The sequence below is a fragment of the uncultured Ruminococcus sp. genome, from assembly GCF_934476685.1.
Taxonomy (GTDB): domain Bacteria; phylum Bacillota; class Clostridia; order Oscillospirales; family Ruminococcaceae; genus Hominimerdicola.
Genome location: NZ_CAKSNX010000009.1, coordinates 37,276 through 60,054, shown reverse-complemented (window position 1 = coordinate 60,054; position 22,779 = coordinate 37,276). Strand labels below are relative to the sequence as shown.

Genomic DNA, 22,779 nt, shown 5'->3' with positions numbered 1-22,779 from the left:
AATTATGCGTTATCTGAGTTTTCAGTATCTTCTGCGATCTCTGACTCGTCACCGAGAACCTCTTCGATCTCTTCCTCATCTTCTGCAAGCTCAGAATCTGTATCTGTTGACTGCTCTGTCCAGTCTGTAAGGTCAGGGAGTGTGATCTCTGTGATATCTGTTGTAAAGCTGTCTACAACGATAGTTTCTGTCATGCCGCTCTCTGTAACTTCGATCTTCTTGAGATCTCCGCTTTCCTTGTCGAAGTAATACTTGCACTGGTTAGGCACTGCATCAGATGCAGATGAATCCTCATAAAGTGCGCCGATCTCGTCAACGTATGTAAATGCTTCACATACCATACCGTCATCTGTTTCCTCAGAACCTACGAACTCATAGCCGTCCTTAAGACCAAAGCCTGACTCAACAGGATCTTCCTCACCGTAAACGTCAGAAGAATAGTCCATTACTGAATATGTCTTTGTAGATGCGTCCATAATGTACATCTTTTCATCAACGAGGTACATTTCAACGCCGTATGCGTCAGAATCAAGATTGATATGATAGTTTCCGCCGCAGAACTCCATTGTGAGTGACATTGCGCCTGTATACTCATTGTCAACCGACATCTTCATAGCGAAGTTCTTGCTCTTTATCTTTTCTGTATATGCAGCTGCATATGTATCGGAATAATCTCCGCCCTCACTCTTTTCAGCTACGCTCTCAGAAACAACGGCAGAAGTAGCCTTTGCCTCAGAAGAACTTGAAGAAGCCTTGTCTGAACAGCCTGCGAAAACTGCGCAGGTCATTACAACTGAGCAGATAATAGCGATATACTTTTTCATTAAAATTTGTCCTCTCTGTATTAAAAATATAATATTAAGCAGCAATTTACATTGCCGCATATACATTTTATCATATCCGAGCAGTTTACGTCAATGGACTTAATCACGAAAAAAAAGATTAATGCTTTATGATTTTTTCTTTTTTATACAAAATCTTTTTACAAAATATACGCAAACAGGTTTTTAAAATCCTCCGCTCAGCACTTCAGAACCGATATGCATTTCAACAGGACTTTTTACCGTCAGCGTATCGGGAGTTACATCGCAGTCATAGCAAAGCAGCTTTACTCCCCTTTTGTATGCATTCAAAAGCGCCTCTCCGAACGCAGGCTGGGTATTATCGTTCGGTGAAAAGAACCTTACGTCGCTCATCTGCACAAGTATCAGCACCGCTGCCTCAAAGCCGTCCTCCCTGCACTTTATCAGCTCATTTATATGCTTTAATCCACGTTCAGTAGGTGCGTCCGGAAAAAGCACTTCCCCGTCCTGTTCAAGTGTGCAGCCTTTCACTTCGAGATACAATGTCCTGCCTGTGTCTGACTTCAGCATAAAATCAAACCGTGACGAGCCGTATGTCCTTTCGGGAAAGACCTTCATATCATCACCGAAAGGCTTTACATTTTCAAGCCACTCCTTTACCGCCTTGTTGGGCGCTTGACTGTCCATATTTATAAGCCTGCCGTTTTTCACCACAGCCACAAGGTCATATGCTGTCTTTCGTGCAGGATCATCCGATTTTTCAAGATAGACTGTGCAGCCGCTGACAAGCAGTTCTCTGCACCTGCCTGTATTCTTGACGTGGCATTTTACTTCCTCACCGTCTATATCAACATACGCAATGAACCTGTTTGGGCGGCTGAGAAAAATGCCCTTATGTATATTTTTGTATCTCATATCCAGCAGCCGTCCACTCTTATTACCTGTCCCTGTATATATGACGACTTTTCGTCCGCGAGGAAAGCGACCGCATTTGCAGCGTCCTGCGGAGTACCTATCCTGCCTGCCGGAATATCCCCTATCACAGCGTCAAGGTCAGCCTTTGAAAGCTCGCCATTCATTTTTGTATCTATCAGACCGCAGGAAACGCAGTTCACTCTTACATTGCTTGGTGCGACCTCTCTTGCAAGCGCCTTTGTGAACCCGATAATTCCTGCCTTTGCCGCAGAATATGCCACCTCGCAGGACGCTCCGCACTCTCCCCAGACGGAGGAGATATTTATTATCACTCCGCTGTGTTCCCTTATCATATCTGGCAGGACTGCTCTGCTCAGGCGCATTGCTCCAAGCAGGTCAATATTTATTATTTCCGTCAGACGTTCGTCAGAAATGCTTGTAAAAAGATTTATGTCCGCAATTCCGCCGTTATTCACCAGCAGACCTATTCCGCCGAAAGACTTTTTAACGTTCTCAACGCACTGCTGTATGCTTTCGGCAGAGGATATATCACATCGGAAAGCCTCGGCTGTACCGCCGTTTGCCCTTATCTTTTCAGCAATGCTCTCAGCTGAGCTTTTATCGTTGTTATAGCAAACCGCTGTCAGCCAGCCCTCTGCCGCAAGCCTTTCACATACTGCGCTGCCTATGCCGCCCGAACCGCCTGTAACAATGGCTGCTTTTTTCATTCCGTACAACATTCTTCCGCCCTTTCGATCTATAAAATACAGGCAGCATAAGGGCGCTTATCTCAGTGCCCTTTGTGCTGCCTTTACATTATATCACAGGCGGTAAGTTTTTTCAACAGGTATTTATCTGCTTATCCGCTTATCCTCTGAACCCGTCATTTGCGTTATCTTCGGATTCGTCAGATAACCTTGTTTCTGGGTTGACCTGTGAAAGAAACTGACCGAGGGTATATGACTGCCCCGACGGGAAATATATCTTTGTATCGTCCTCCATGAATGGCTCTGTCGGATATCCGTTCTGCTTGTTTTTCATTTCATCAGCTCCTCTATTGGATTTTGTTCAGACTTTTCTGCCTGTCTGATACATTATGTGCAGCAAATCGGATTTTATGTGTAATTATGATGAAAATTATATAGTATTTATTGAAAACAAAAAATTTATGTGCTATAATTATAATACTATCTTTAAAAGGACGGATAAAAACTATGGAATACAGCAAAAAAAATGCTGCCCTTTTCTCATTGGTAAAAGCGTTTCAGGTGGAATTTTTCGGATTTTTCGTAATGCTTTTCTTCTGGGCTGTGAGAAACTTTATGGGCGTGTTTTCTAATATCTTTTTCGGATTTACGGGATTGATGTGCGTTGTCTGCATAATGGCTGACTACGGAATGAAACAGGGCGAAAAGGCCGGCGAACGTGCAAGACTGCATGGTGATGATGTAAAACAGAATTTCGGACTCACTATGGGGATAATCGCCTGCCTGCCAAGCTATCTGACTATGCTCCTGCTGGTGCTTTCAAAGGCTGAGATAATCGGAAACTTTCTTCCTGCTTACAAGATACTGAACGCAAGCTGGTTCATGCTTATGGATCTTGCCGCTCATTCTGCAGACATAAAGGATATGTCGCCCCTCGTATTTATTATGACAGGCATACTCCCACTGCTCTACCCTATCTCTACATGGATAGGTTTCAAAATAACATACAACAAGGTCGATATAAAAGACAAGCTTGTTTACAAGCAGAAATAACAAAATAAAAAATCAGCCGTATCCGCAGAAATTCATCTGCTGATACGGCTTTTTGGTGCTTATTTTTGTGCGGTAAAGAAAAACCTCGGAAATCTGAAAATTATCTCGCCGTTTTTCTGAATGGGATATTCCTGTTTTACACGCTCGTAGACCTGCGACTCAAATTCCTTTGCGGATATCTCGTCAAGTGACTGGAGGTATGGGCGAAATCCTGTTCCCCTATACCACTCGATTATATCCTGATGAGATCTCATTCTGTGGCAGTAGACAGTTTCCCAGATAGAAAAGTCGGAAGATATCTCAGCCAGTATATCGTAATATTCCTCAGGTCTGAGGGTATAGAATATCCTGCTGAAATGCAGCCTTTCACGCCATTCATCACTGCTGCTCAGTTCGCCTATTATCTTATGTATAGGCTCATTGAAATTCATTGGTATCTGCACCGCCATAGTTCCGCCGTCATTGAGGGCAGACATCATCTTCCCCAGCAGCTTTTTATGCTCAGGCACCCATTGCAGGCAGGCGTTTGAAAAGATGATATCGAATTTGCCAAACTGCGAAAAATCCCCTGTTGCGTCAAATATCTCAAAATCATACTGAGGGTACTTCTCTTTTGCAGAAGCTATCATTTCGGGGGAGCTGTCCGCTCCGACTATGCGGCTGTCTGGGAAAGCTTTTCCCAGAACATCGGTGCTGTTTCCGGGACCGCAGCCGAGATCGAGTATTCTTTCCGCTTTTATGCCCGCTATTCTGGAGCAAAGATCTATGGACGGCTGAGTCCTCTCCTTATTGAACTTTAAATACTGTGCCGAATCCCACTTTGGCATAAGATCATCTCCTGAGATAAATACATAAAATCAATTAAATCAATATATCAATAAAACTTTGCGACCTCTTCAACAGGCTTTTTGTGCGGCTTTTCAGGTGACTGGTCGCCATAGCCTACTGCTATTACGGAAACAACGACTTCTTCCTTTGGAATACCGAGAAGAGTTTTTATCTTGTCCGCATTTCTTATGCCCATAATAAGGCTGTCAAGACCAAGCTCCTTAGCCTTGAGGATAATATTTTCTGTTTGTATGCCGAGGTCATAACAGCCCCAGCCGTTTGCAACTTCATTGGTCGGAGCGCCGTTTACAGTATTAAAGCCCACAACGTCCTTTACGAATGTGCATACGATAAGAGCCGCACCCTCTGAACGCTGAGCGTTAAAAGACGGCAGGCACTCGCTTCTGAACTTAGCAGCAAGTTCTTCATCAAGGATACAATGATAGCGTGAGGTCTGCTGATTTTTCCATGACGGAGTTTCTATGGCAGCTGCAATAAGCTTTTCGATATCCTCTTTCTGCACCTTTTTGCTTGTATCATATTTTCTGACAGTCCTTCTTGTTTCGATCAAATTCTGGAATTCCATAGTAAAATATTTTCCTTTCGTATATGCTTTTATGTAATGATTATATCACATCTTTTGCCCATAATCAAGCCGATACGGGGGGAATTTCGTTGACTTTTGTGGGAGGTTTTGCTATAATGTACTCAAAGATAAAAAGCTAAAAAATATAAAAAAGGCAAGATGTATTTCTTTTACGGCGAAGATGAAAAAGCGTACAAGTCCTGCTATAACGGTGTGAAAAAAGCATATCCGTCTGCAAATTACAAAGTAGTGGCAGGTTATGGACATCTGACTTATTCCATAAAGAATACAGCGGATTATATTGATAGGATAAAGTCGGTTTGTGAGGGAAATATTGCTACGGGCGGAAAAGTATGTGATTGCACTTACATTTCAAAAAATATTGCGTCAAAAGAGGAATTTCAGGAATATGAAAAACGAGGCGATGCACGGAGGGATAAGCTTGTGAAAATGAAAGATAAAATAATATATTTTCTCAATCTCATTTGGACTAGTATTATTGCATTCTCGTTTCCAATATGCTTTGAATTGATTTTTCTTGATATAACTGGTCATTCCAAAGGATATAGCTATGATCTTGGTTCAGAAAAAGATATTTCAATATTGTTGGGGTGTATTGAATTAGTAATATGGTCGATATTAGCCTTGCCTTCTATTTTTTATGTTTTTCGTAAAACAAAAATAAAGGGAATTCGATACTTATTCTTAATAATAGCTGTATATTTAGCTCTTTCCTTGATATGTATCATGATTATGGGGGGATTTTTATCATATCTAAAAGAAGTTTTCAACATATAAACACCTCGAATTTAAAATTACACGGTTTTGAGTACAAATATCACGACCATTATTCATTTTAGATAAGTAAGTATATTATACTTGAACCTGCGGAAATGATCAGCATTTACTGTTTTATGATAATGGGGCTATAATTTCTGTTGATATATAAAACAAGGTTGACACACTATGTGCAGAAATGCTTAATATGAACATAAACAAATGGAACTGTCAAAACTTTGATGGTCCTATGGAGTATTTTCCAGAATTTTATTAGTCATTAATAATTCGCTCTGATGATATTAATGTTTATTGTAAAGGCAAAGATAATTTTCCTGAAAATTGGTCTTGCTTCAAATCAATATTAAGTAACATTGGAATAATAATATGACTTAGCTAAAAATAATATAAAAATAAAGGAGCAAACAACTATGAAAAAGACAATATCTATCCTGCTGGCGGTATGCGTTTGCGGGACTGTGGGCTGTGGAAAATCGTCTGAGGCAGATGTAAAAATTGATTATGGCAGTTCTGATATTTATTCCAAGGAGGATATGGATTCGGCAATAGAAGTGATAAAAGACGAATTCAGCACATGGGAAGGCTGTGAACTTCACTGTATAACATATGTATCGGACGACACCTGCAATTCCAAAAATCTTGCGTGGATGAACGATCTGGCAAAGGCTGATGATCCGGACGCTGAAATGGATCAGTGCATTATGTTTGAAAGCAGTTTTCATTCTCCAAAGGACGGCGGCGAAGCATGGAACGAAGATGAGGAATACACAGGATGGCAATGGTGGCTTGCACGTTCTGAGGGCGGCGAATGGGAGCTATTGACTTGGGGAAATGCTTAATGTGATGTATTTGATATAGTGCAGAAAAAGAAGAAAAAATTGATCGGGATTTTATGGGGAGTGATACATTATATGAATAAGATCAAATTTACAGCAAACAAAGATACTAATTATGTTTTTCATATGCTTTCAGTTGCCAAATGCGGCTATAATAATGAATACGGCGAACGTTATCGTGATTTATACCCAAAAGGAGACCTTGAGGTATTGAAAAGCTATGAAAGTATGATAACAGTATGCGGCGGAGAGCATTGCGGTGAACTCTATGGTTTATTAGCAGCACAACCCGCCTGCGCATATATGCCTGCAAAGGAATATTATGCAGGACTTATCCAAATGATAGACAATAATGAAGTACCCGAAGAAAGTATAAAATATATTGATACTGTTCGTGACATATCTGAAATAATGATAAAACATTATGACCATTATTGTGATGAGATATGGAAAACCGAAGAGCAGAGGATAACATCATATATCCCCGAAGTTCTGGAAATGTTTGAAAAGTCAGACTTTACTCAGAAGGCAGAAGACCTGCTTGGTACGATATTGCCTACTGAAAGCTTTACTGCTGCAATGGTATCATCTGTAAAAGGCGGTGCTGAGGCGATAGATATTTCAAACGAACAGGACGTGTTTGGTATCGACAGAGCTTCTAAAGACACATTCTGCTTTATTGGACATGAATTTATTATATACCTGCTTATTGAAGCTCTAAAAGATGAACCAGCATTCAAAACACTAAGCACATGGAACCAAACCGAGGGATTGGCAGAGTTTTTCCTAAGACAGCTGTTAGGTGAGACACTGCCGTGGAGTGAATGTCAGAAATACATTGATCTATATGAAAAATGGTGGAATGAAGGCTGCCGATCGACTGTTGAATTATACAGAAAAGCCATAGAAAGTGCAGTTTGACAAATTTGACCCACCACAAAAATACCCGTGAAGAAATTTCTCACTTCTTCACGGGTTTAGTTTTACTAATTATTCTTTATTCTTTGTTCTTTATTTTCTTTACGATAAAGTCATTTAGCTTGTGCATACGCTGCTGCTCACGCTGTTTTTCGAGATAAAGTTTCAGATACTCAGAAAATGAGGTTTCTGTTCTGAGGGCAAGCATAAAGCGGTATTTTTCCTTACGCTGCTCGGCAGACTGTCTGATATGCTTTTTAAGTTCCTCATATCTGATGACCATTTCATTTTCAGCGGCGAACTTTTTGATCTTCTCGACCGCCTTGAATGAGTAGCAGAGGTCGAGAACAAATATGCCGTAGAAAAATCCGATAACGAACGAGAAAAGCAGATTCCTTGAAAACCACTCCAGCCCATTCAATATATGCGGGTGGATAAGGAAGTAATACACCGCTCCCAACAGCGCCCAGCAAAGGGAGAACTTCGGGCAGATTATGCCTTTATAGTTCCATTTGTTGTCCGTATAGTCCCACAGTTTGATGTGCATATGGATTATGAATATCTCGCCTGCGATAAGCTCTATAAGCGTCATTGCCACAGCCATTATGCCAAACAGCACAAGCTTTTGCACCACGACATTATCAATATGGATATACTGCTCCAGTCCTGCCAAAAGATACAGCAGCACAAGTCCGAATCCGTAAAGCGGCAGATAAGGTCCGACAAGGAAACCCGGGTTTATCCACACACGCTCCTTATTTGACGGCTGAAAGCGGCGGTAAATTACCTCTATTCCCCAGCCGATAACGCAGCCTGCGCTGAACAGGAATGCGAGTATGATAAGTTCATAAACTATCTCCATAAAATATGCTCCGTTTCTGAAAAGAGTTACCTGTATTGTATCACACCCTGCCGCCGATGCCAAATCATTTGTTCATATTATCCATATCCTTTTCAATGGCTTTAACGTCCACAGGATTGACGTGTACCATGCAGTGCTTAACGTCTGTAAAGGTCTGCTCTATTCTGTCGTGAGTTCTCTCTGCGATATCGTGAGCCTCAAAAAGCGTGATGTTTCCGTCTGCGCTTATCTCGATATCAACGTAACAGCCTGAGCCGAAAAGTCTTGTTTTGATATCATCAAGCGCAATGATATCATCGTCCTCAAGGACAGTTTCCTTCATCTTCTCGATAGTTTTTGCGTCACAGGATTTATCAACCATTTTATCCAATGCACTCATAAATATATCGAATGCGGCTTTAAGGATAAACAGGCATATAACAACGCTTGCCACAGGGTCGAACACAGGGAATCCCATTCTTGCGCCTATGATGCCAATCAAACTTCCCACAGAGGAAAATCCGTCTGAGCGGTGATGCCATGCGTCCGCCATAAGAGCGTCGCTTTTTATTTTCTTTGCGGCAGATCTTGTGTACCAGTACATAGCCTCCTTGACCACAATGGATATAACTGCGGCTGCAAGCGGCAGGATAGTCGGAACAGCTATATTGTCAAAATCCCCTGCGATTATCTTCTTTACCCCTGTCCAGCCAATGCCAAGACCCGTTGCTGCAAGCACAGCCGCAAGTATTACCGCCGCCACGCTTTCCAGTCTGTCATGACCGTAAGGATGCTCCTCATCGGAGGCTTTCTTTGATATTTTTACCCCTATGATAACAACGATAGTCGAAAATACGTCGGACGCAGAATGAACTGCGTCTGATACCATTGCCGCAGACCGACCGAGTATACCTGCCACAAGCTTGAACAGCGACAGCACAACATTCACGATTATGCTGACCACCGAAACACGCATTGCTATGGCAAGTTCCTGCTTTTCGTCCGACACGGCATTCATTTGATTTTTGTTAGTCAAAACTATCACCCCATAAACAGTTTAAGAGGACAACAGCTGCTGTCCTCTTAAAAATACAAATCATAATTGTTATTATTTATTATTTTTCCCCGCTGATATAATTATATGCCGTTACTTTTCAACAGGTTCAAATTCAACTCTGATAGCAGGGAGCTTTTCAATAGTTGCATAGCTGTTCATAAGACCGTCCTCAGCTGAAAGATCGTTCTCACCGCTTGCAGGAGGTGCGAAAAGTCTGAGTGTAAGGTCAGCCTCGCCTGTCAGCGGCTTTTCAAAGAAAGCAGCCATAAGGTCGATAGTTCTTGCCTTAGGTGACTTATAGAACCACTTGCCGTTTATCTCCATCATGATATTTGAATCATCGTCAAAAGTTACCTCGCAGAAGTGCGGGTTCTTCTCAAAGTGGATAGGGATCTCTATACCCTCTGCGTCCTCTGCGCCGCCCCATCTGAGCTTTACAGGGAATGAAAGCTCTTCGCCCTTTGTCATTGAAGGCTTGAAGAAGTCATCGTGAATGATCTCCTTATAAGTCTGCATAACAGGCTGCTCGATACCGCAGTCAGCATAGTTAGGATCTTCGATCTCCAGTCCAAGACGTCCTCTGTCCCTGAACTGATAGAAAGTAAAGCCTGAGAACCACTCTTCAGGATCGTTTTTGAGCATATCGCAGAATTCCTTTACCATTACAGCCTGATCGTAAGCACCTGTAACGTCGCCGTCAGCATTGAATTCGCTCATTACCATAGGCTTTGACTCGCCGCCGTTGATCTCCTTAAATCTGTTATATGACATCTTTGTGAGCTTATATGTGTTTTCAACAGTATCTCTCTTGAAAGACTTGTTAGGAGAATCCTTAAGTGCAACGTCATAAGGCCAGCCCCAGTGAAGAGCCATATACTTATCAACGCTCCATACATCAGTTTCCTTTACAGCCTCGGAGAACTCCTTCTCCATAATGATCTCTGTTGCGTTAGGATCTTCGATACCGCCGATACAGAGAACTGTCTGAACGTTCGGAGCATACTCCTTTATGATCTTATGGAAACGCACATAGAAATCTGCAACGCCCTGATAGCCTGCGTCACCTGTTCTCTTTGTGAATGAGAACCAGTCGCCTGTTGCCTCGTGATTTATTCTTAGGAACATTCTTCCGAAAGGTCTGAGGTCCTTTGCGATAGCGATAAGCTGCTCGTCAGAAACGTTAGGATCAACTGTAAGTGTAAGTGTAACGTCCTGTCCGTGACGTCTTACATCTCTCATATAATTGAATGGCTCGCCGAGAGTATTTCCCTCAAGACCGCCCTTGTATGTGAAATAATCGTCATATGGATAATCCCACTGAAAAGACACCTCAGCGTCCTTCATTACCTCGGAAATTCTTCCCGGGAACTGCTCGTCCAGCGGATAGTAGCAGTACATAAGGCTGATGCTTCTGTGCGGTCTGCCGAGCTTGTTGAGAATATAATCCTGATTTACATACTCTCCTCTTTCAGAACCGTCGCCCAGATCAACTGCGCACTTTGCCTTTCCCATATGTACGGAATATGCCTTGTAATCGCTCATAATTTTCCTCCTGTATTTTGAATTTTATTTGATACTTTCTGATATCTATTCTGCCAGCAGCGTATTTATATCGTCAAACACCACAGCAAGATCCTTGAACACCTTGCAGCTTTCCTCCGTTTCGGGCATCTGATTTGTAAAAATACTCAGCACGAAAGGTGAATCTGCATAAACTATTGCGCAGTCGTTGAACACGATCTCATTGAACTCTGAGCCGTACTTCTGTGCGACCTTGTATTTTCCGCCGAGAGCCTGTCCGATCTGCATATTTACGTCCGTATCCGAAAGCAGGTCGATGAGCCATGCCCCCGTTTTATTCTCCTCACCGAAATGATATATGTCCTCAAAGTTATACATCATCTCGTCAGAAGTGCAGTATGTAAATATCCAGCTGTCGCCGAGCAGGACGCTTGAACCCAGCTGATACTGATTGCTGTTGTATGTGGAATAGCCATAATTATTGAAAAGCAGATAATACGCCGTATTATCCGATTCAAGTATGGTATACTCTATAAGCTGCTTTGCTGTATACGTTGTGCCGTAAGGGGCAAGCGCCACAGTTCCGTCATCACCAGGCCAGATATAATTTCTTGTGATGATCTCCGACAGATCAATGCCGTTTTGCAGTATAGACTTTACATAAGGCGCTTTTATGGTGCTGCAGGTCATATAATCAGTATACTGATTATATCCCACATACGCACCTGTGTTTATGTTCTTATAAGAGAAAGCCAGATCAAAATATGACTCCGAACATATCTTCTGAAGTCTGTCAAAGCAATCCTCCAGCTCCTCATTTGAATATACGTCGCCGAAATCCGACCATGTGAAGCTGTAATAGCCGCTTGGTGACGCAGGCTCTGTCTTTCCTGCCTCGACCGAACTTTCGACCTCATCATTCACCTGAACGGGATCGTATTTTCCCGACTCGATACCATCTTCACGCTCCTGCTCAGGAGTCGGCTCAGACTGGATCTGAGAAACATCTGAACTATCCGCTGACGATGACTTTTCTGCGCTGCTATCGGCCTTAGTGCCGCAGCCGGAAAATGCAGCCGCTGCAAAAACTACGCTGAAAGCAGCAGCCATAATATGTTTTTTCATAATAAGACCTCACGAAAACTATTTAGGTCAAAAGCTATGTAATCGTTACCGAGAACCAACTGCCTAACCGCTGTACGGTTTTATGCTGATAGATAATTTTCGTTTGAAGTCCCTTACTTACACATAATTTATCTCTTTTATATTCCTCATAATGATAACACATTTTAACTTTAAAGTCAAGAGGTATAGCATACCGTTTAGTTTCAAATTTTAATATACGGCACATTATAAAAAAGTCAACAGCAGCAGGGTAGTTTTTTGGATAGAAATTTGTTGATTTTTTTGAAGAAAAATGTCTTAAACGGTATAGACAAATTCGGTGTGTTCGTGCTATAATAGTTTTTACAGGCAATAATTTGATAATGCCGATTTTTTTGTTTTTTAGATTTAAGGAAAGGATAATTTCAATGAGCGAAAATAAGACCCGACTTGCCCCGAAGCCTGCAAGCCATTCAGCAAAAAAGCCCGCTTCAAGAAAGAAAAAGAAGAAGCTGCACAATAACACAGGCATTCTCTGCGGCGCAATTCTGGGAGCTTTCGTCGTAACTATCGGCGGAGCATATTGTGTGGGAAGAGCTTATTACAGCGGCAAGTTCCTTGCCGACACCTATATCAACGGAGTAAACGTCAGCGGACTTGACTATGAAGAAGCCTGCAAGAAAACAGGTGCGGACGTTACACCGAAAAAACTCAGTTTCACAACTGTTGACGGAAAGCAGATAGACATAAGCACAGCAGATTTTGATTATAAGAGAAACTCTAAGGACGAAGTGAAAAAGCTTCTCGGACAGGTAAAACATTCATCCTGGTTCTCAGGGCTTATAAGCAAGAGCGAATATACTTACACCGAAAACGCAACATACGATTCCGACAAGCTGGAAAAGCTGCTTAAAGATGCAAAATGGGGCGATACAGAAACCGCAGACGCTACCCTTGAACTTACTGATGACGGATATGTTATAAATAAGGAAGTTCAGGGCAACAAAGTAACGGATATGGATCAGCTCATATACCTTGCGGAAACTGCGCTGAGCAACGGTGAGTTTGATGTTGCGCTGACTGCCGACTCAGGTGTATACACTCAGCCCGAGGTAACGTCAGACGATTACAAGGAGCAGTGCGACGCAAGGAACAAGGTCTTTGATATGTCTATCACATATGACTTTGACTACACCACCGAAACCCTTACAGGCAAGGAACTGCTGAAAATACTTGATGTTGACGATGAGGGCAACTACAAGGTTGACGAGGACAAGGCAATGGAATATGTTGAAAAGCTTGCAAAGAAGTATGATACATATGACACCGAAAGAAAGTTTAAGGCTACTTTGCAGGGCAAGATAACCGTTCCAACAAGTACGGACGCAAAATACGGTTGGTGGATAGATAAGGAAAAGACCAGGGACGCACTTGTGGAAATGCTCGAAGAGGGCGAGTCCGTTGCCTCGGTCGATCCGATATATTACAGCACAGGCTATTATGATTTCACAGGCGTTGAGTCTGCAAGATCAAAGGACGATGATATCGGCAACACATATATCGAGATAGACCTTTCAAATCAGGAGCTTTGGTATTACAAGAAGGGCAAGCTTGAATATGACTGCTATATAGTTTCGGGACAGACCACATCTGCCGCAAGAACTACCCTGCCGGGTGTATATAAGCTTTGGGCAAAGGACACAAACTACCGTATGAAGGATTCAAATGCAGACGGCGACAAGTGGGACGTTACCTGCAACTTCTGGAACAATGTTTCCCTTTGCGGAATAGGACTTCACGATTCAGTATGGAGAAACGGAGCATTTGGCGGCTCGATATACAAATGGAACGGCTCTCACGGCTGCATAAATATGCCGTATGACGGAGCAAAGTACATTTATGATAACGTTGAGCTTGGCACTCCTGTTGTAATGTACTACTAAAAGATAAATTCAAGGTGCAGACTTTATGCCTGCACCTTTTTATTTTAAAAGAGAATATTCTGCGGCTGAAATGCCGATCATAAACATAAGAATTTCTTAATATCATTGACAAACAGGCTTAAAAAGTTGTATAATGTCAATATTATCACGAAATATACACAAATATGGGATATACTATTATAAATACTAAAAGGAGTTTGTATGTTCGGTTACGTCAGAGCCTTCAAGCCGTATATGAGAGTTTTTGAATATGATATTTACAAGGCTGTCTACTGCGGACTATGCAAAGATATGGACAGGCGGTACGGATTTTTCACAAGGTTTACGCTGAGCTATGATTTTACGTTTCTTGCACTTATGGATCTCTCCGTCCATGACAAAAAGCTTGATGCTCAGATGGAAAGGTGCATTGCTCACCCGCATAAAAAGTCCATGTGTGCTACCTGCAAAAATGATATGGGGCGATCCTCCGCTGCGGCGGTGATACTTACATATCATAAGCTGAAAGACGATATTGCCGACAGGGATATCAAAAGCAGACTTCTCGCTTATTCTGTGATACCGTTTTTTAAAAAGCCTTACAAGCAGGCGGCAAAGCTTTATCCTGAGCTTGCGCCGAAGATCGAAGATGCAATGGCTCTTCAGAATAAGATCGAAAAGGAAAAATGCGCAGGCATAGATCAGGCTTGTGAGCCGACGGCAATGATGATGAAAGCCGTTTTCGGAATGATAGCGGTAAATGATGAACAAAGAGATCTGCTGGAATGTTTCGGTTATCTGCTGGGAAGATATATTTACATCACCGATGCGCTTGACGATCTTTATGACGACCACAAGCAGGGCGGATACAATCCCCTGCTGTATAAATTCTCACAGAACGGGAAAGACTGCAAAAGTGAAAATATCCCACAGAATATGCTTGATGATATAAAAGCTTTCGCCGATGACAGCATAAATTTCACGCTGGGCGAGCTGGCGGAGATATATGTAAAGCTTGACCTTAAAAGATACAGAGATATACTGGACAATATTATTTATCTCGGTCTGAAAAATACTTACTCCAATGTAAAACAAAATGCAGGACACAAACATAAAAATCAATCAGACGAAAGGAAACACAGTTAATGAACGATCCATACAAGGTACTGGGCGTAAGTCCTAATGCAAGCGATGATGAGATAAAAAAGGCTTATAAGGAGCTTGTAAAAAAATATCACCCCGACCGCTATCAGGACTCAGATCTTGCAGATGTTGCCGCAGAGAAAATGACTGAGGTCAACACAGCCTACGATCAGATAATGACCGCAAGGCGCAGCGGCTCGGCAGGCTCTTTCGGAGGCTCTAGCTCATACAGCTACGGCTACGGCGGAAGTTCCGGCGGATACTCTCAGGACGGCTCAGGCAGCGGATATTCCTCCGCTTTTGATGCAGCAAGAGTACGTCAGCTTATTCAGTCGGGCAGCATAACTCAGGCAGAACAGATACTTTCAGACGTGCCGAACTCAATGCGTGACGCTGAATGGTTCTTCCTTATGGGTTCGGTATGCTATAAAAGAGGCTGGCTAAACGACGCTTACACACACTTTGCACAGGCATATCAGAGAAACCCGTCAAATATGGAATATGCACAGGCTATGAATCAGATGAACAGACAGCGCAGCGGATATATGAACGGAAACCCTATGGGTGCAGGCGGAAGATCGGATATGGACACAGCCTGCAACTGCTGCTCAAACCTTATATGTGCTGACTGCTGCTGTGAATGTATGGGCGGCGACCTTATACCATGCTGTTAAACGATACTATGTCAGAATACGATAAGATAAATGACGGCAGCAGAAAATCAGGCTCTCTCGCATTCCGTGTGGCGCTGGGAGGGATATGTTCGGCGGTATGTCTGCTGCTGATGTTCTCCAGCGGTTTTCTGCCTATGCTGGATTACACTATACCGACCTTTGCAGGCTTTCTTATGGTGGTAATGATAGTAGAGGCGAATAAAAAGTGGGCGATAGCTACCTATGCGGCGGTAAGCCTGCTGTGCATATTCGTAACGCCGAATTTTGAGGCTACTCTGCTGTTCATACTGTTTATGGGATATTACCCTATACTGAAATTCAGCCTTGAGCGTATGAAAAACAAGGCTCTGATATACATATTGAAATTCGCTGTGTTCAACGCTGCGGCTGTACTCTTCTTCCTCGCTTTCCAGTACATTTTCACATCTGTGGATATGCTGGAGGGTATGGGAATGTTCGGGAAGTATGCAGTTTTAGTGCTTTGGGCGGCGGCAAATGTGTTTTTCCTTATTTACGATTATGCATTAACTCAGCTTATAAGCCTGTACATAAACTGGTTTAGAAAAAAGATACTGCGCAGAAAATAAAAAGATCAAAACTGAGGCAGGTAATAAAAATGGACGAGATCAACAAAACAAATGACACAAACGAAAACAACACAACAAAAAATCATCTGCTGAAAAGCAAGGAAGAGCGGCGGAAGATAGCAAACAAAAAGCGTGTACAGATAATCAGCATATGCGCTTTCCTTGCGGTGCTTGCAATAGCCACCTTTGCGTCTATACCTCTTGTAAAGGCGCTCAATTCAGAGGACGGTATGCTTGCGCTTCAGGAAAAGCTTTCCCACTACAACGGTATCGTGGGCGTGCTGATATTTACAGTGATACAGGCTTTGCAGGTGGTCATAGCCGTAATACCGCCTATACAGATAGTAGGCGGAGTGCTGTTCGGCTGGTTCTTCGGAGCATTGCTCTCCTTTGCGGGGACTATGCTTGGAACGCTCTGCATATTCCTGCTGGTAAACAAGTTCGGCAGACCTGTGGTCGAAGCTTTTATCGACGAAAAATATCTGTCGAAATATAAATTTCTGCACGATGAGAAAAAGCTTACGGTCATACTTATGATACTTTATCTTATCCCAGGAATACCAAAGGACGTTATTTCGTATATCGTTCCGCTGACGCAGATAAGCAAGCGTGACTTTTTCCTTTACGTTATGCCTTGCAGACTTCCTGCCATACTTATGTCTACCATACTGGGCGGAAACGTCATAGGCGGCAATTTCAAGGCGGTCATAATCGTACTTATCGTTGCTGTGGTAGTGGGCGTTCTGGGATTTCTCTTCAAGGACGTCATAGTAAACAAAATGAAACAAAGAAGAAAAAACAAATAGTGATATTTTCACAAAATAAAAAAAATCATAAAAAAGTATTGACAAGAGCGTGTTTTCATGCTATAATAGATTACGTTGATTGAGGTAATACAGATTATTAGTCAGCGTAACCTGCGGGTGTAGTTCAGTGGTAGAACCCCAGCCTTCCAAGCTGGTCATGTGAGTTCGATTCTCATCACCCGCTCCAATGCACTTTTAAGTGCATTTTTTATGCGTCATTAGCTCAGCTGGATAGAGCAACCGCCTTCTAAGCGGTAGGTCACTGGTTCGAATCCAGTATGGCGTGCCATCACTCGCAGTATGGACATTACTTACTGCCCATTGTGCGAGTGATTTTTATATGGTGGGTATAGCGTAGTTGGTTAACGCGTCAGATTGTGGTCCTGAAGACCGTGGGTTCGAATCCCACTACCCACCCTTTGATAACCTGTCTGTTTCAGACAGGTTATTTTTTTGATGTTCAGTTATTTTGTTTACGCTTACAAAAAAAGAAGTCTGGGTTTATCCTCAGACTTCTTTTTTTCTATACTATTTATATTATGCTTTTATGTGTTTTTCTTTAGGCGGTCTTATATGACGCATTTCCATTTTTCTCTCCATGTCAGCGACTTGCGCTTAAAATCAGAAAGCTTTTCAACGAATGCGCACAGCACTCTCAGCTCGTATTCAGGCAGCTCTTCTGCGCCGTAAATACATTTCTCCATAAGCTGATTTACTCTTACAAATTCGCCCTCATTGACATCAGGAAATCTTTCTCGAAGCTTTTCTTCCGTTTCTTCAACATTCCAGCCAAGGTGCATTTCTATGCCGAATACGAAAGATGCACATATCCTCTGTCAGCACCGATTATCTCGATATGCACATCGTTTTTTCATAGCTTTTTCCGTCTGAGATGCTTTTTACTCAAAACTCCGACTCCTTTTCATCATGTCAAATATTTATAGGTTTATGCTGAATTTATTGTTTTTGCGTATGTATTCAGCAGGTATCTCGATAAGCGTCTTTGCTGTACCCATCTGCTTTATGGCAGGCGCACCCGATTTATCGGTTATTACTATCGCATTAAGGTTTGCGTCATCGGGCATAAGGGTAAGCTCAGGCTGGTCGCTCCGCCTACCGCAACGGAAAGCAGATCCATAGGCTTTTCTTCAAGCTCCAGCTTGCCTGCCTCTATTCTTGAAAGGTCGAGAATATCATTTATAATAGAGAGCAGATAGTGAGAAAGATTTTCCGCTTTTCCGAGATACTCTACTACCTGTTCATCCTCCTTACACTGTTTCTGAGCAAGGGAAAGCATACTGATTATGCCGTTCATCTGCGTTCTTATCTCGTGGGACATTCTTGAGAGGAACTGGCTCTTGGTCATACTTTCCTCTTCAGCCTTTCTGATCTTGTCCTCAAGTTCAAAACATTCTTTTTTACACTCTGTGATATCGCCGAAAACGAAAAGATCATACTGACCGCTTTCATCTCTTGCGACCGACATCTGCATCCAGCGTTCATCATTAGCTATCTTAAAAGCGCAGGTCAGCGGTTCTGTGCCGTCCCACTTGCTGTATATCTGAAAAAGCTCCTTATTGTCGGCTATATCATCAAGCTTTTCAATATCATTTTTCAGACCCTCCTCAGACGTTTTCAGCACCTTGCCGAAATTATCCGAGAAATACACGGGCATTCTGTCCGAACAACGCTGAAAATACCCATAGTTCCTCTCCGTTTAAGAAAGTTTCGGCAAGCTTTGCACCGTTTTTGTCGATACGGCTGCAAACTCACATTAATTCATTATAATTATAACATTCATAGCATTTACTGCCGATAATAAATTAACATTTATGTTATTATACGCTTTTTTAACTAAGATTTAATAAGTTATCTTCACTTGCAGCATTTTATGCATCAAAAAAAGCCGTCGGATAGAACCAACGGCTTTTATCAGATATTTAACTTTGCTAAACAGCAGGCGAACCCAGCATACCGACTGAAAAGCAGTATATTTCTGAGCCTATGCTGTCTTGACCTCAGAGCCTGTCATAATAAGTTTCATAAATCCCTTGTTTTTCGCAAGAGCTGAAACTACTATTACTCCGAGAACAGATACACATACAAATTCACCTAAAGCTACCCACGCTGCATTTACCCAATAAGGCAGACCGAGAACCATTTTAAGTTCTGCTGCAACGATGAAAGCGTTTGTTATAACAGGGAAAAGCGATGCCACAAAAAGGTTCGTCTTGTTCCTTGAAACATAGATAAGTATGGCTGCCAGCAGCGTTGCCGCTGTGCCAAAGCCTGCGTCAATAAATCCTAAGCTGCTGAAAAGGTTTGCGATAAAGCAGCCGAGAGTCATTGAGATTATGTAGTCCTTGTTGAAAAAGCAGAGCAACATAAGCATCTCAGATACTCTGAACTGTACCTGACCGTATGCAAGTCCTCCGCAAAGCAGCGTTGCAACTACATAAAGCGCTGCCATTACTCCGATATTAGTGATCCTGCGTGCATTAAAAATCTCCATTGAGATTCCTCCTTGTTTTTATTTACGAGTGGTGTTCTGGGCTACACTCTATTTAATTATACAATATTAATCTCCGACTGATATTACTCAGCCGGAGAAATAACATTCAAATTAATTCAGTTTACAAAGCTGTGAATCAAGCCTTTCCTACTGAACCGAAAAGCTCCATCTTTTCCTTAACTGTTGCCTTGATAGCCTCAAAGCCAGGTGCGAGAAGCTTTCTTGGGTCAAAGCCCTTACCCTGAAGATCCTTACCCTCTTCAATGTACTTTCTTGTTGCTTCCTGGAATGCGAGCTGGCACTCTGTGTTAACGTTGATCTTAGCAACGCCCAGTGAGATAGCCTTCTTGATCATATCAGCAGGGATACCTGTACCGCCGTGGAGAACGAGTGGCATATCGCCAACCTTTTCCTTAACAGCTGCAAGTGTCTCGAATGAAAGACCAGGCCAGTTCTCTGGATACTTGCCGTGGATGTTTCCGATACCGGCTGCGAGCATTGTAACGCCGAGATCAGCTACTGCCTTGCACTCGTTAGGATCAGCACATTCGCCCATGCCTACTACGCCGTCTTCTTCGCCGCCGATAGAACCAACTTCGCACTCGATAGAAAGACCGAGCTGGCTTGCAACGTGTACAAGCTCTGTTGACTTAGCGAGGTTCTCCTCAAATGGGTAATGTGAACCGTCGAACATGATAGAAGTGAAGCCTGCCTTGATGCACTTGTAGCAGCCCTCATATGTGCCGTGGTCAAGGTGAAGAGCAACAGGAACTGTGATTCCGAGTTCCTCGTCCATAGCCTTTACCATATTTGCAACAGTCTTAAAGCCTGTCATATACTTTCCTGCGCCCTCAGAAACACCGAGGATAACTGGTGAATTAAGCTCCTGAGCTGTGAGAAGGATAGCCTTAGTCCATTCAAGGTTGTTGATATTGAACTGACCTACTGCATACTTGCCTTCAGCTGCCTTAGCCATCATTTCCTTAGCAGATACTAACATATTGATAACCTCCGTTATTTTATAATTTTTCTTTGTTAATTATACAACAATCACACATAAATTGCAAGCACTTTTTCTCGTTTTAACATTATGTAAATATTTTTTTCACACAAATTCTAAAATTAAACTTCGTACATTTTAATGACCTTCTGTGCGACCTCCAGCTTGGTGCATCTCAGATCCATTGCCTGTTTTTCAAGGTATCTGTGCGCCTGCTGTTCGGTAAAGCTGAGGTACTGCATAAGGGCAAATTTTGCTCTGTTTATCGTCCTTATCTCCTCCAGCTTTTTATGCAGCTTCAGATTTTCCGACTGTATGCCAAGCATACGCTTTCTTGCGGCGCTGACAAAATGCATGGAGCGGTAAAAACTCTGACGGTTCAGCGGTTTGGGTATTACCATTGCTCCGTAATCCTCCACCCGTTCCGCAATGCTGTCGGCATATTCATTTTTAACTATAAGCACGCAGCCCGCCGTTGAATTTGCAGTAACTATCTCCGCAAGCTCCGTTCCGTTCTCGTCGGTCAGCGGACAGTTTATTATAACGCAGTCGTAATTATTTGAGCTGCAGGCACGTCTTGTTTCAAGTCCTGTGGATACCATTGAAACTGAACACGCAGGAAATGCCTCTTTGAGCAGCGTTACCAGCATACAAGCCGCTTTTTCGTTGCTTGACGAAATCAATATTCTGTCCACAGTCAGACCCCCTCGCCTGTAATTTTTTCATATGAATAAAGATACTATAACACAAATTATAAAGTGTAGAAATATCTTACGGTTTCAAAAGCGTCCTTATCCTCGCAGGAATTATACTCCTTTGCCTCCGCAGCCTTTACCGCAAGGATATGGCTGAGAAGATTTTCGGGCATATGCTCATGGAGAAACTCGCTGTCGTTTGCAGCTTTTACAGCCTCGTCAAGGCTTTCAGGCAGCTTTTCCAGCTTTGAAAGAACTTCTCTTGACGCTCCTGTGGTGCTGAAGTTTACAGGTTCGCAAAGCTCTGCGCCTTTAACAGCGCCTTCTATGCAGGCATAGATAAGGATACCGAGGGCGAAATATGGGTTGCAGGTATTATCTGGTGAACGAAGGATTATGCCGTTCTCTTCCTGTCCCGAAACAGGAACTCTAAGCAGCTGAGCATAGTTTTCGTGTGACCATGAAACATACTTTGGTGCAAGGAGGTTTCCCAGTCTGCTGTACGAACTTGCCGTCGAATTGAGCAGAAGAGTGATGTCCTTTATCCTGTTGAGTATGCCCGCTGTCATGCTGCTTGCCTCTTTTGAAAGTTCTCCGCATCTTGGCGCAAAAATATTCTCTGTGCCTTTCATGCAGAAAAGAGTGATATGAAGTCCCGAACCAGGTCTGTCATACAGCGGCTTAGGCATAAACGTTGCATAGAGTCCGTTTCTGTCTGCAACGGATTTTACAACATTCTTGAATGTAACAAGGTTATCTGCCGCTTTGAGGGCATTTGAATACTGAAAATCTATCTCGTTCTGTCCCGGACCATTTTCATGGCGTGAACTTTCGGGGAAAATATCCATCTGTTCAAGGGTCAGGCATATGTCACGTCTGAGATTTTCTCCCTTGTCCACAGGGGCAGCGTCACAGTAGCCTGCGTAATCGTGAGGTATCTTGGTCGGTCTTTCGTCCTGACTTTTTTCAAAAACATAAAATTCGCAGGAAGTTCCGATCTGGAAGTTATATCCCTTTGCCTTTGCGTAGTCGATTGCATTTTTGAGGAAGGAACGTCCGTCGCCCTCAAAAACCGTTCCGTCAGGATATTTGACCGTACAGAAAAATCTTACTACTCTGCCCTGCTGAGGTCTCCATGGCAGCAGCGCAAGGGTATTCGGATCTGGGAAAAGCAGCAGATCTGTGCTGCTGACATTCATAAAGCCGATAAGCTTTGACGCATCGAAAATAAGACCTTTTCTGAAAACATTACCCAGCTCGCTTGAAACTATGGAAATGCTTTTGAGCGCCCCGAAAATATCGCAGAACATAAGCTTTACGAACTTTACATCATTTTCTTCAACGAACTGAAGAACTTCTCTTTCGGTATATTTCATAGTAAATTGACCTCCTGTCAGCGCTGTCCGCTTTGTGAGTTACCCCAAACATACTTTTTAATTATACAGGAATTTTGATTTCCATAAAACAGAACAG

At 42.7% G+C, this 22,779-nt stretch carries 26 protein-coding genes and 3 tRNA genes; 12 read left to right on the top strand and 17 right to left on the bottom strand.

Annotated elements, in window-relative coordinates; all coding sequences use genetic code 11:
- Positions 1-2: 2 nt before the first annotated feature.
- The 4 genes from Q0E19_RS09240 to Q0E19_RS09225 form a co-directional block, all read right to left on the bottom strand.
- Positions 3-824 carry a hypothetical protein gene (locus Q0E19_RS09240; protein ID WP_294409142.1) on the bottom strand — a complete coding sequence of 274 codons (822 nt, stop codon included), beginning with the start codon at positions 822-824 and terminating at the stop codon, positions 3-5.
- A 183-nt stretch (positions 825-1,007) separates the two neighbouring features.
- A complete protein-coding gene (gene sfsA, locus Q0E19_RS09235) occupies positions 1,008-1,718 on the bottom strand; it encodes a DNA/RNA nuclease SfsA (RefSeq protein ID WP_294409140.1) in 711 nt (236 codons plus the stop codon).
- Positions 1,715-2,458: a 3-oxoacyl-ACP reductase FabG gene (gene fabG / locus Q0E19_RS09230; protein WP_294409138.1), complete on the bottom strand. Its 744-nt coding sequence runs from the start codon at positions 2,456-2,458 to the stop codon at positions 1,715-1,717. Before fabG ends, sfsA begins: the two co-directional genes overlap by 4 nt.
- A 127-nt stretch (positions 2,459-2,585) precedes the next feature.
- Entirely contained in the window at positions 2,586-2,759 is a 174-nt protein-coding gene (locus Q0E19_RS09225) for a hypothetical protein (protein ID WP_294409136.1), read from the bottom strand.
- Positions 2,760-2,932: 173 nt separating this feature from the next.
- On the opposite strand from Q0E19_RS09225, the gene Q0E19_RS09220 reads away from it, so the two are divergent.
- A complete protein-coding gene (locus Q0E19_RS09220) occupies positions 2,933-3,478 on the top strand; it encodes a hypothetical protein (RefSeq protein ID WP_294409132.1) in 546 nt (181 codons plus the stop codon).
- 59 nt (positions 3,479-3,537) lie between these two features.
- Here the strand turns inward: Q0E19_RS09220 and Q0E19_RS09215 are convergent, their stop codons facing one another.
- Positions 3,538-4,305, bottom strand: coding sequence for a methyltransferase (locus Q0E19_RS09215; protein WP_294409130.1), 768 nt, complete (start codon positions 4,303-4,305; stop codon positions 3,538-3,540).
- Positions 4,306-4,352: 47 nt separating this feature from the next.
- The gene (locus Q0E19_RS09210; protein WP_294409129.1) at positions 4,353-4,892 is read right to left on the bottom strand and encodes a nitroreductase family protein; all 540 of its coding nucleotides are present in this window, start codon (positions 4,890-4,892) and stop codon (positions 4,353-4,355) included.
- A 159-nt stretch (positions 4,893-5,051) separates the two neighbouring features.
- On the opposite strand from Q0E19_RS09210, the gene Q0E19_RS09205 reads away from it, so the two are divergent.
- From Q0E19_RS09205 to Q0E19_RS09195, 3 genes are all read left to right on the top strand, one after another.
- Complete coding sequence (locus Q0E19_RS09205; protein WP_294409127.1) at positions 5,052-5,690, top strand: hypothetical protein; 639 nt, start codon at positions 5,052-5,054, stop codon at positions 5,688-5,690.
- Positions 5,691-6,100: 410 nt separating this feature from the next.
- Positions 6,101-6,529 (top strand): hypothetical protein, encoded by a 429-nt coding sequence (locus tag Q0E19_RS09200; RefSeq protein ID WP_294409126.1) that lies wholly within the window; start codon positions 6,101-6,103, stop codon positions 6,527-6,529.
- 72 nt (positions 6,530-6,601) lie between these two features.
- The gene (locus tag Q0E19_RS09195) at positions 6,602-7,447 is read left to right on the top strand and encodes a hypothetical protein (RefSeq protein WP_294409124.1); all 846 of its coding nucleotides are present in this window, start codon (positions 6,602-6,604) and stop codon (positions 7,445-7,447) included.
- 76 nt (positions 7,448-7,523) lie between these two features.
- On the opposite strand, the gene Q0E19_RS09190 is transcribed toward Q0E19_RS09195, so the two are convergent.
- The 4 genes from Q0E19_RS09190 to Q0E19_RS09175 form a co-directional block, all read right to left on the bottom strand.
- A complete protein-coding gene (locus Q0E19_RS09190; RefSeq protein WP_294409123.1) occupies positions 7,524-8,306 on the bottom strand; it encodes a putative ABC transporter permease in 783 nt (260 codons plus the stop codon).
- 64 nt (positions 8,307-8,370) lie between these two features.
- Positions 8,371-9,303: a cation diffusion facilitator family transporter gene (locus Q0E19_RS09185; RefSeq protein ID WP_294409210.1), complete on the bottom strand. Its 933-nt coding sequence runs from the start codon at positions 9,301-9,303 to the stop codon at positions 8,371-8,373.
- A 129-nt stretch (positions 9,304-9,432) separates the two neighbouring features.
- Entirely contained in the window at positions 9,433-10,884 is a 1,452-nt protein-coding gene (locus tag Q0E19_RS09180; protein ID WP_294409122.1) for a hypothetical protein, read from the bottom strand.
- A 45-nt stretch (positions 10,885-10,929) separates the two neighbouring features.
- Positions 10,930-11,988: a serine hydrolase gene (locus Q0E19_RS09175; protein WP_294409121.1), complete on the bottom strand. Its 1,059-nt coding sequence runs from the start codon at positions 11,986-11,988 to the stop codon at positions 10,930-10,932.
- 407 nt (positions 11,989-12,395) lie between these two features.
- Between Q0E19_RS09175 and Q0E19_RS09170 the strand changes: the two genes are divergently transcribed.
- From Q0E19_RS09170 to Q0E19_RS09135, 8 genes are all read left to right on the top strand, one after another.
- Positions 12,396-13,910: a L,D-transpeptidase family protein gene (locus Q0E19_RS09170; RefSeq protein WP_294409119.1), complete on the top strand. Its 1,515-nt coding sequence runs from the start codon at positions 12,396-12,398 to the stop codon at positions 13,908-13,910.
- A gap of 201 nt (positions 13,911-14,111) precedes the next feature.
- Entirely contained in the window at positions 14,112-15,035 is a 924-nt protein-coding gene (locus Q0E19_RS09165) for a DUF5685 family protein (RefSeq protein ID WP_294409117.1), read from the top strand.
- Entirely contained in the window at positions 15,035-15,706 is a 672-nt protein-coding gene (locus tag Q0E19_RS09160) for a DnaJ domain-containing protein (protein ID WP_294409115.1), read from the top strand. The genes Q0E19_RS09165 and Q0E19_RS09160 overlap by 1 nt, the downstream gene beginning before the upstream one ends.
- A complete protein-coding gene (locus tag Q0E19_RS09155; protein ID WP_294409111.1) occupies positions 15,697-16,293 on the top strand; it encodes a hypothetical protein in 597 nt (198 codons plus the stop codon). Before Q0E19_RS09160 ends, Q0E19_RS09155 begins: the two co-directional genes overlap by 10 nt.
- A gap of 29 nt (positions 16,294-16,322) precedes the next feature.
- Positions 16,323-17,099: a VTT domain-containing protein gene (locus Q0E19_RS09150; protein ID WP_294409110.1), complete on the top strand. Its 777-nt coding sequence runs from the start codon at positions 16,323-16,325 to the stop codon at positions 17,097-17,099.
- Between the two features lie 113 nt (positions 17,100-17,212).
- Positions 17,213-17,286, top strand: a tRNA-Gly gene (locus tag Q0E19_RS09145).
- A gap of 25 nt (positions 17,287-17,311) precedes the next feature.
- Positions 17,312-17,388: transfer RNA gene (locus tag Q0E19_RS09140), tRNA-Arg, on the top strand.
- 54 nt (positions 17,389-17,442) lie between these two features.
- Positions 17,443-17,516 (top strand) — tRNA-His (locus tag Q0E19_RS09135).
- A gap of 152 nt (positions 17,517-17,668) precedes the next feature.
- Here the strand turns inward: Q0E19_RS09135 and Q0E19_RS09130 are convergent.
- The 7 genes from Q0E19_RS09130 to Q0E19_RS09100 form a co-directional block, all read right to left on the bottom strand.
- Positions 17,669-17,899, bottom strand: a complete 231-nt coding sequence (locus tag Q0E19_RS09130) for a hypothetical protein (protein ID WP_294409109.1) — start codon at positions 17,897-17,899, stop codon at positions 17,669-17,671.
- A gap of 138 nt (positions 17,900-18,037) precedes the next feature.
- Positions 18,038-18,184: a hypothetical protein gene (locus Q0E19_RS09125; RefSeq protein ID WP_294409107.1), complete on the bottom strand. Its 147-nt coding sequence runs from the start codon at positions 18,182-18,184 to the stop codon at positions 18,038-18,040.
- Entirely contained in the window at positions 18,154-18,774 is a 621-nt protein-coding gene (locus Q0E19_RS09120) for a histidine kinase dimerization/phospho-acceptor domain-containing protein (RefSeq protein ID WP_294409105.1), read from the bottom strand. The genes Q0E19_RS09125 and Q0E19_RS09120 overlap by 31 nt, the downstream gene beginning before the upstream one ends.
- A gap of 327 nt (positions 18,775-19,101) precedes the next feature.
- On the bottom strand, positions 19,102-19,611 hold the full coding sequence (locus Q0E19_RS09115) for a QueT transporter family protein (protein WP_294409103.1): 510 nt from the start codon (positions 19,609-19,611) through the stop codon (positions 19,102-19,104).
- A gap of 136 nt (positions 19,612-19,747) precedes the next feature.
- Entirely contained in the window at positions 19,748-20,611 is an 864-nt protein-coding gene (fba, locus tag Q0E19_RS09110) for a class II fructose-1,6-bisphosphate aldolase (protein ID WP_294409102.1), read from the bottom strand.
- A 122-nt stretch (positions 20,612-20,733) separates the two neighbouring features.
- Positions 20,734-21,306 (bottom strand): ANTAR domain-containing protein, encoded by a 573-nt coding sequence (locus Q0E19_RS09105; protein WP_294409101.1) that lies wholly within the window; start codon positions 21,304-21,306, stop codon positions 20,734-20,736.
- Positions 21,307-21,362: 56 nt separating this feature from the next.
- Positions 21,363-22,682 (bottom strand): glutamine synthetase family protein, encoded by a 1,320-nt coding sequence (locus Q0E19_RS09100; protein WP_294409100.1) that lies wholly within the window; start codon positions 22,680-22,682, stop codon positions 21,363-21,365.
- Positions 22,683-22,779: the final 97 nt, after the last annotated feature.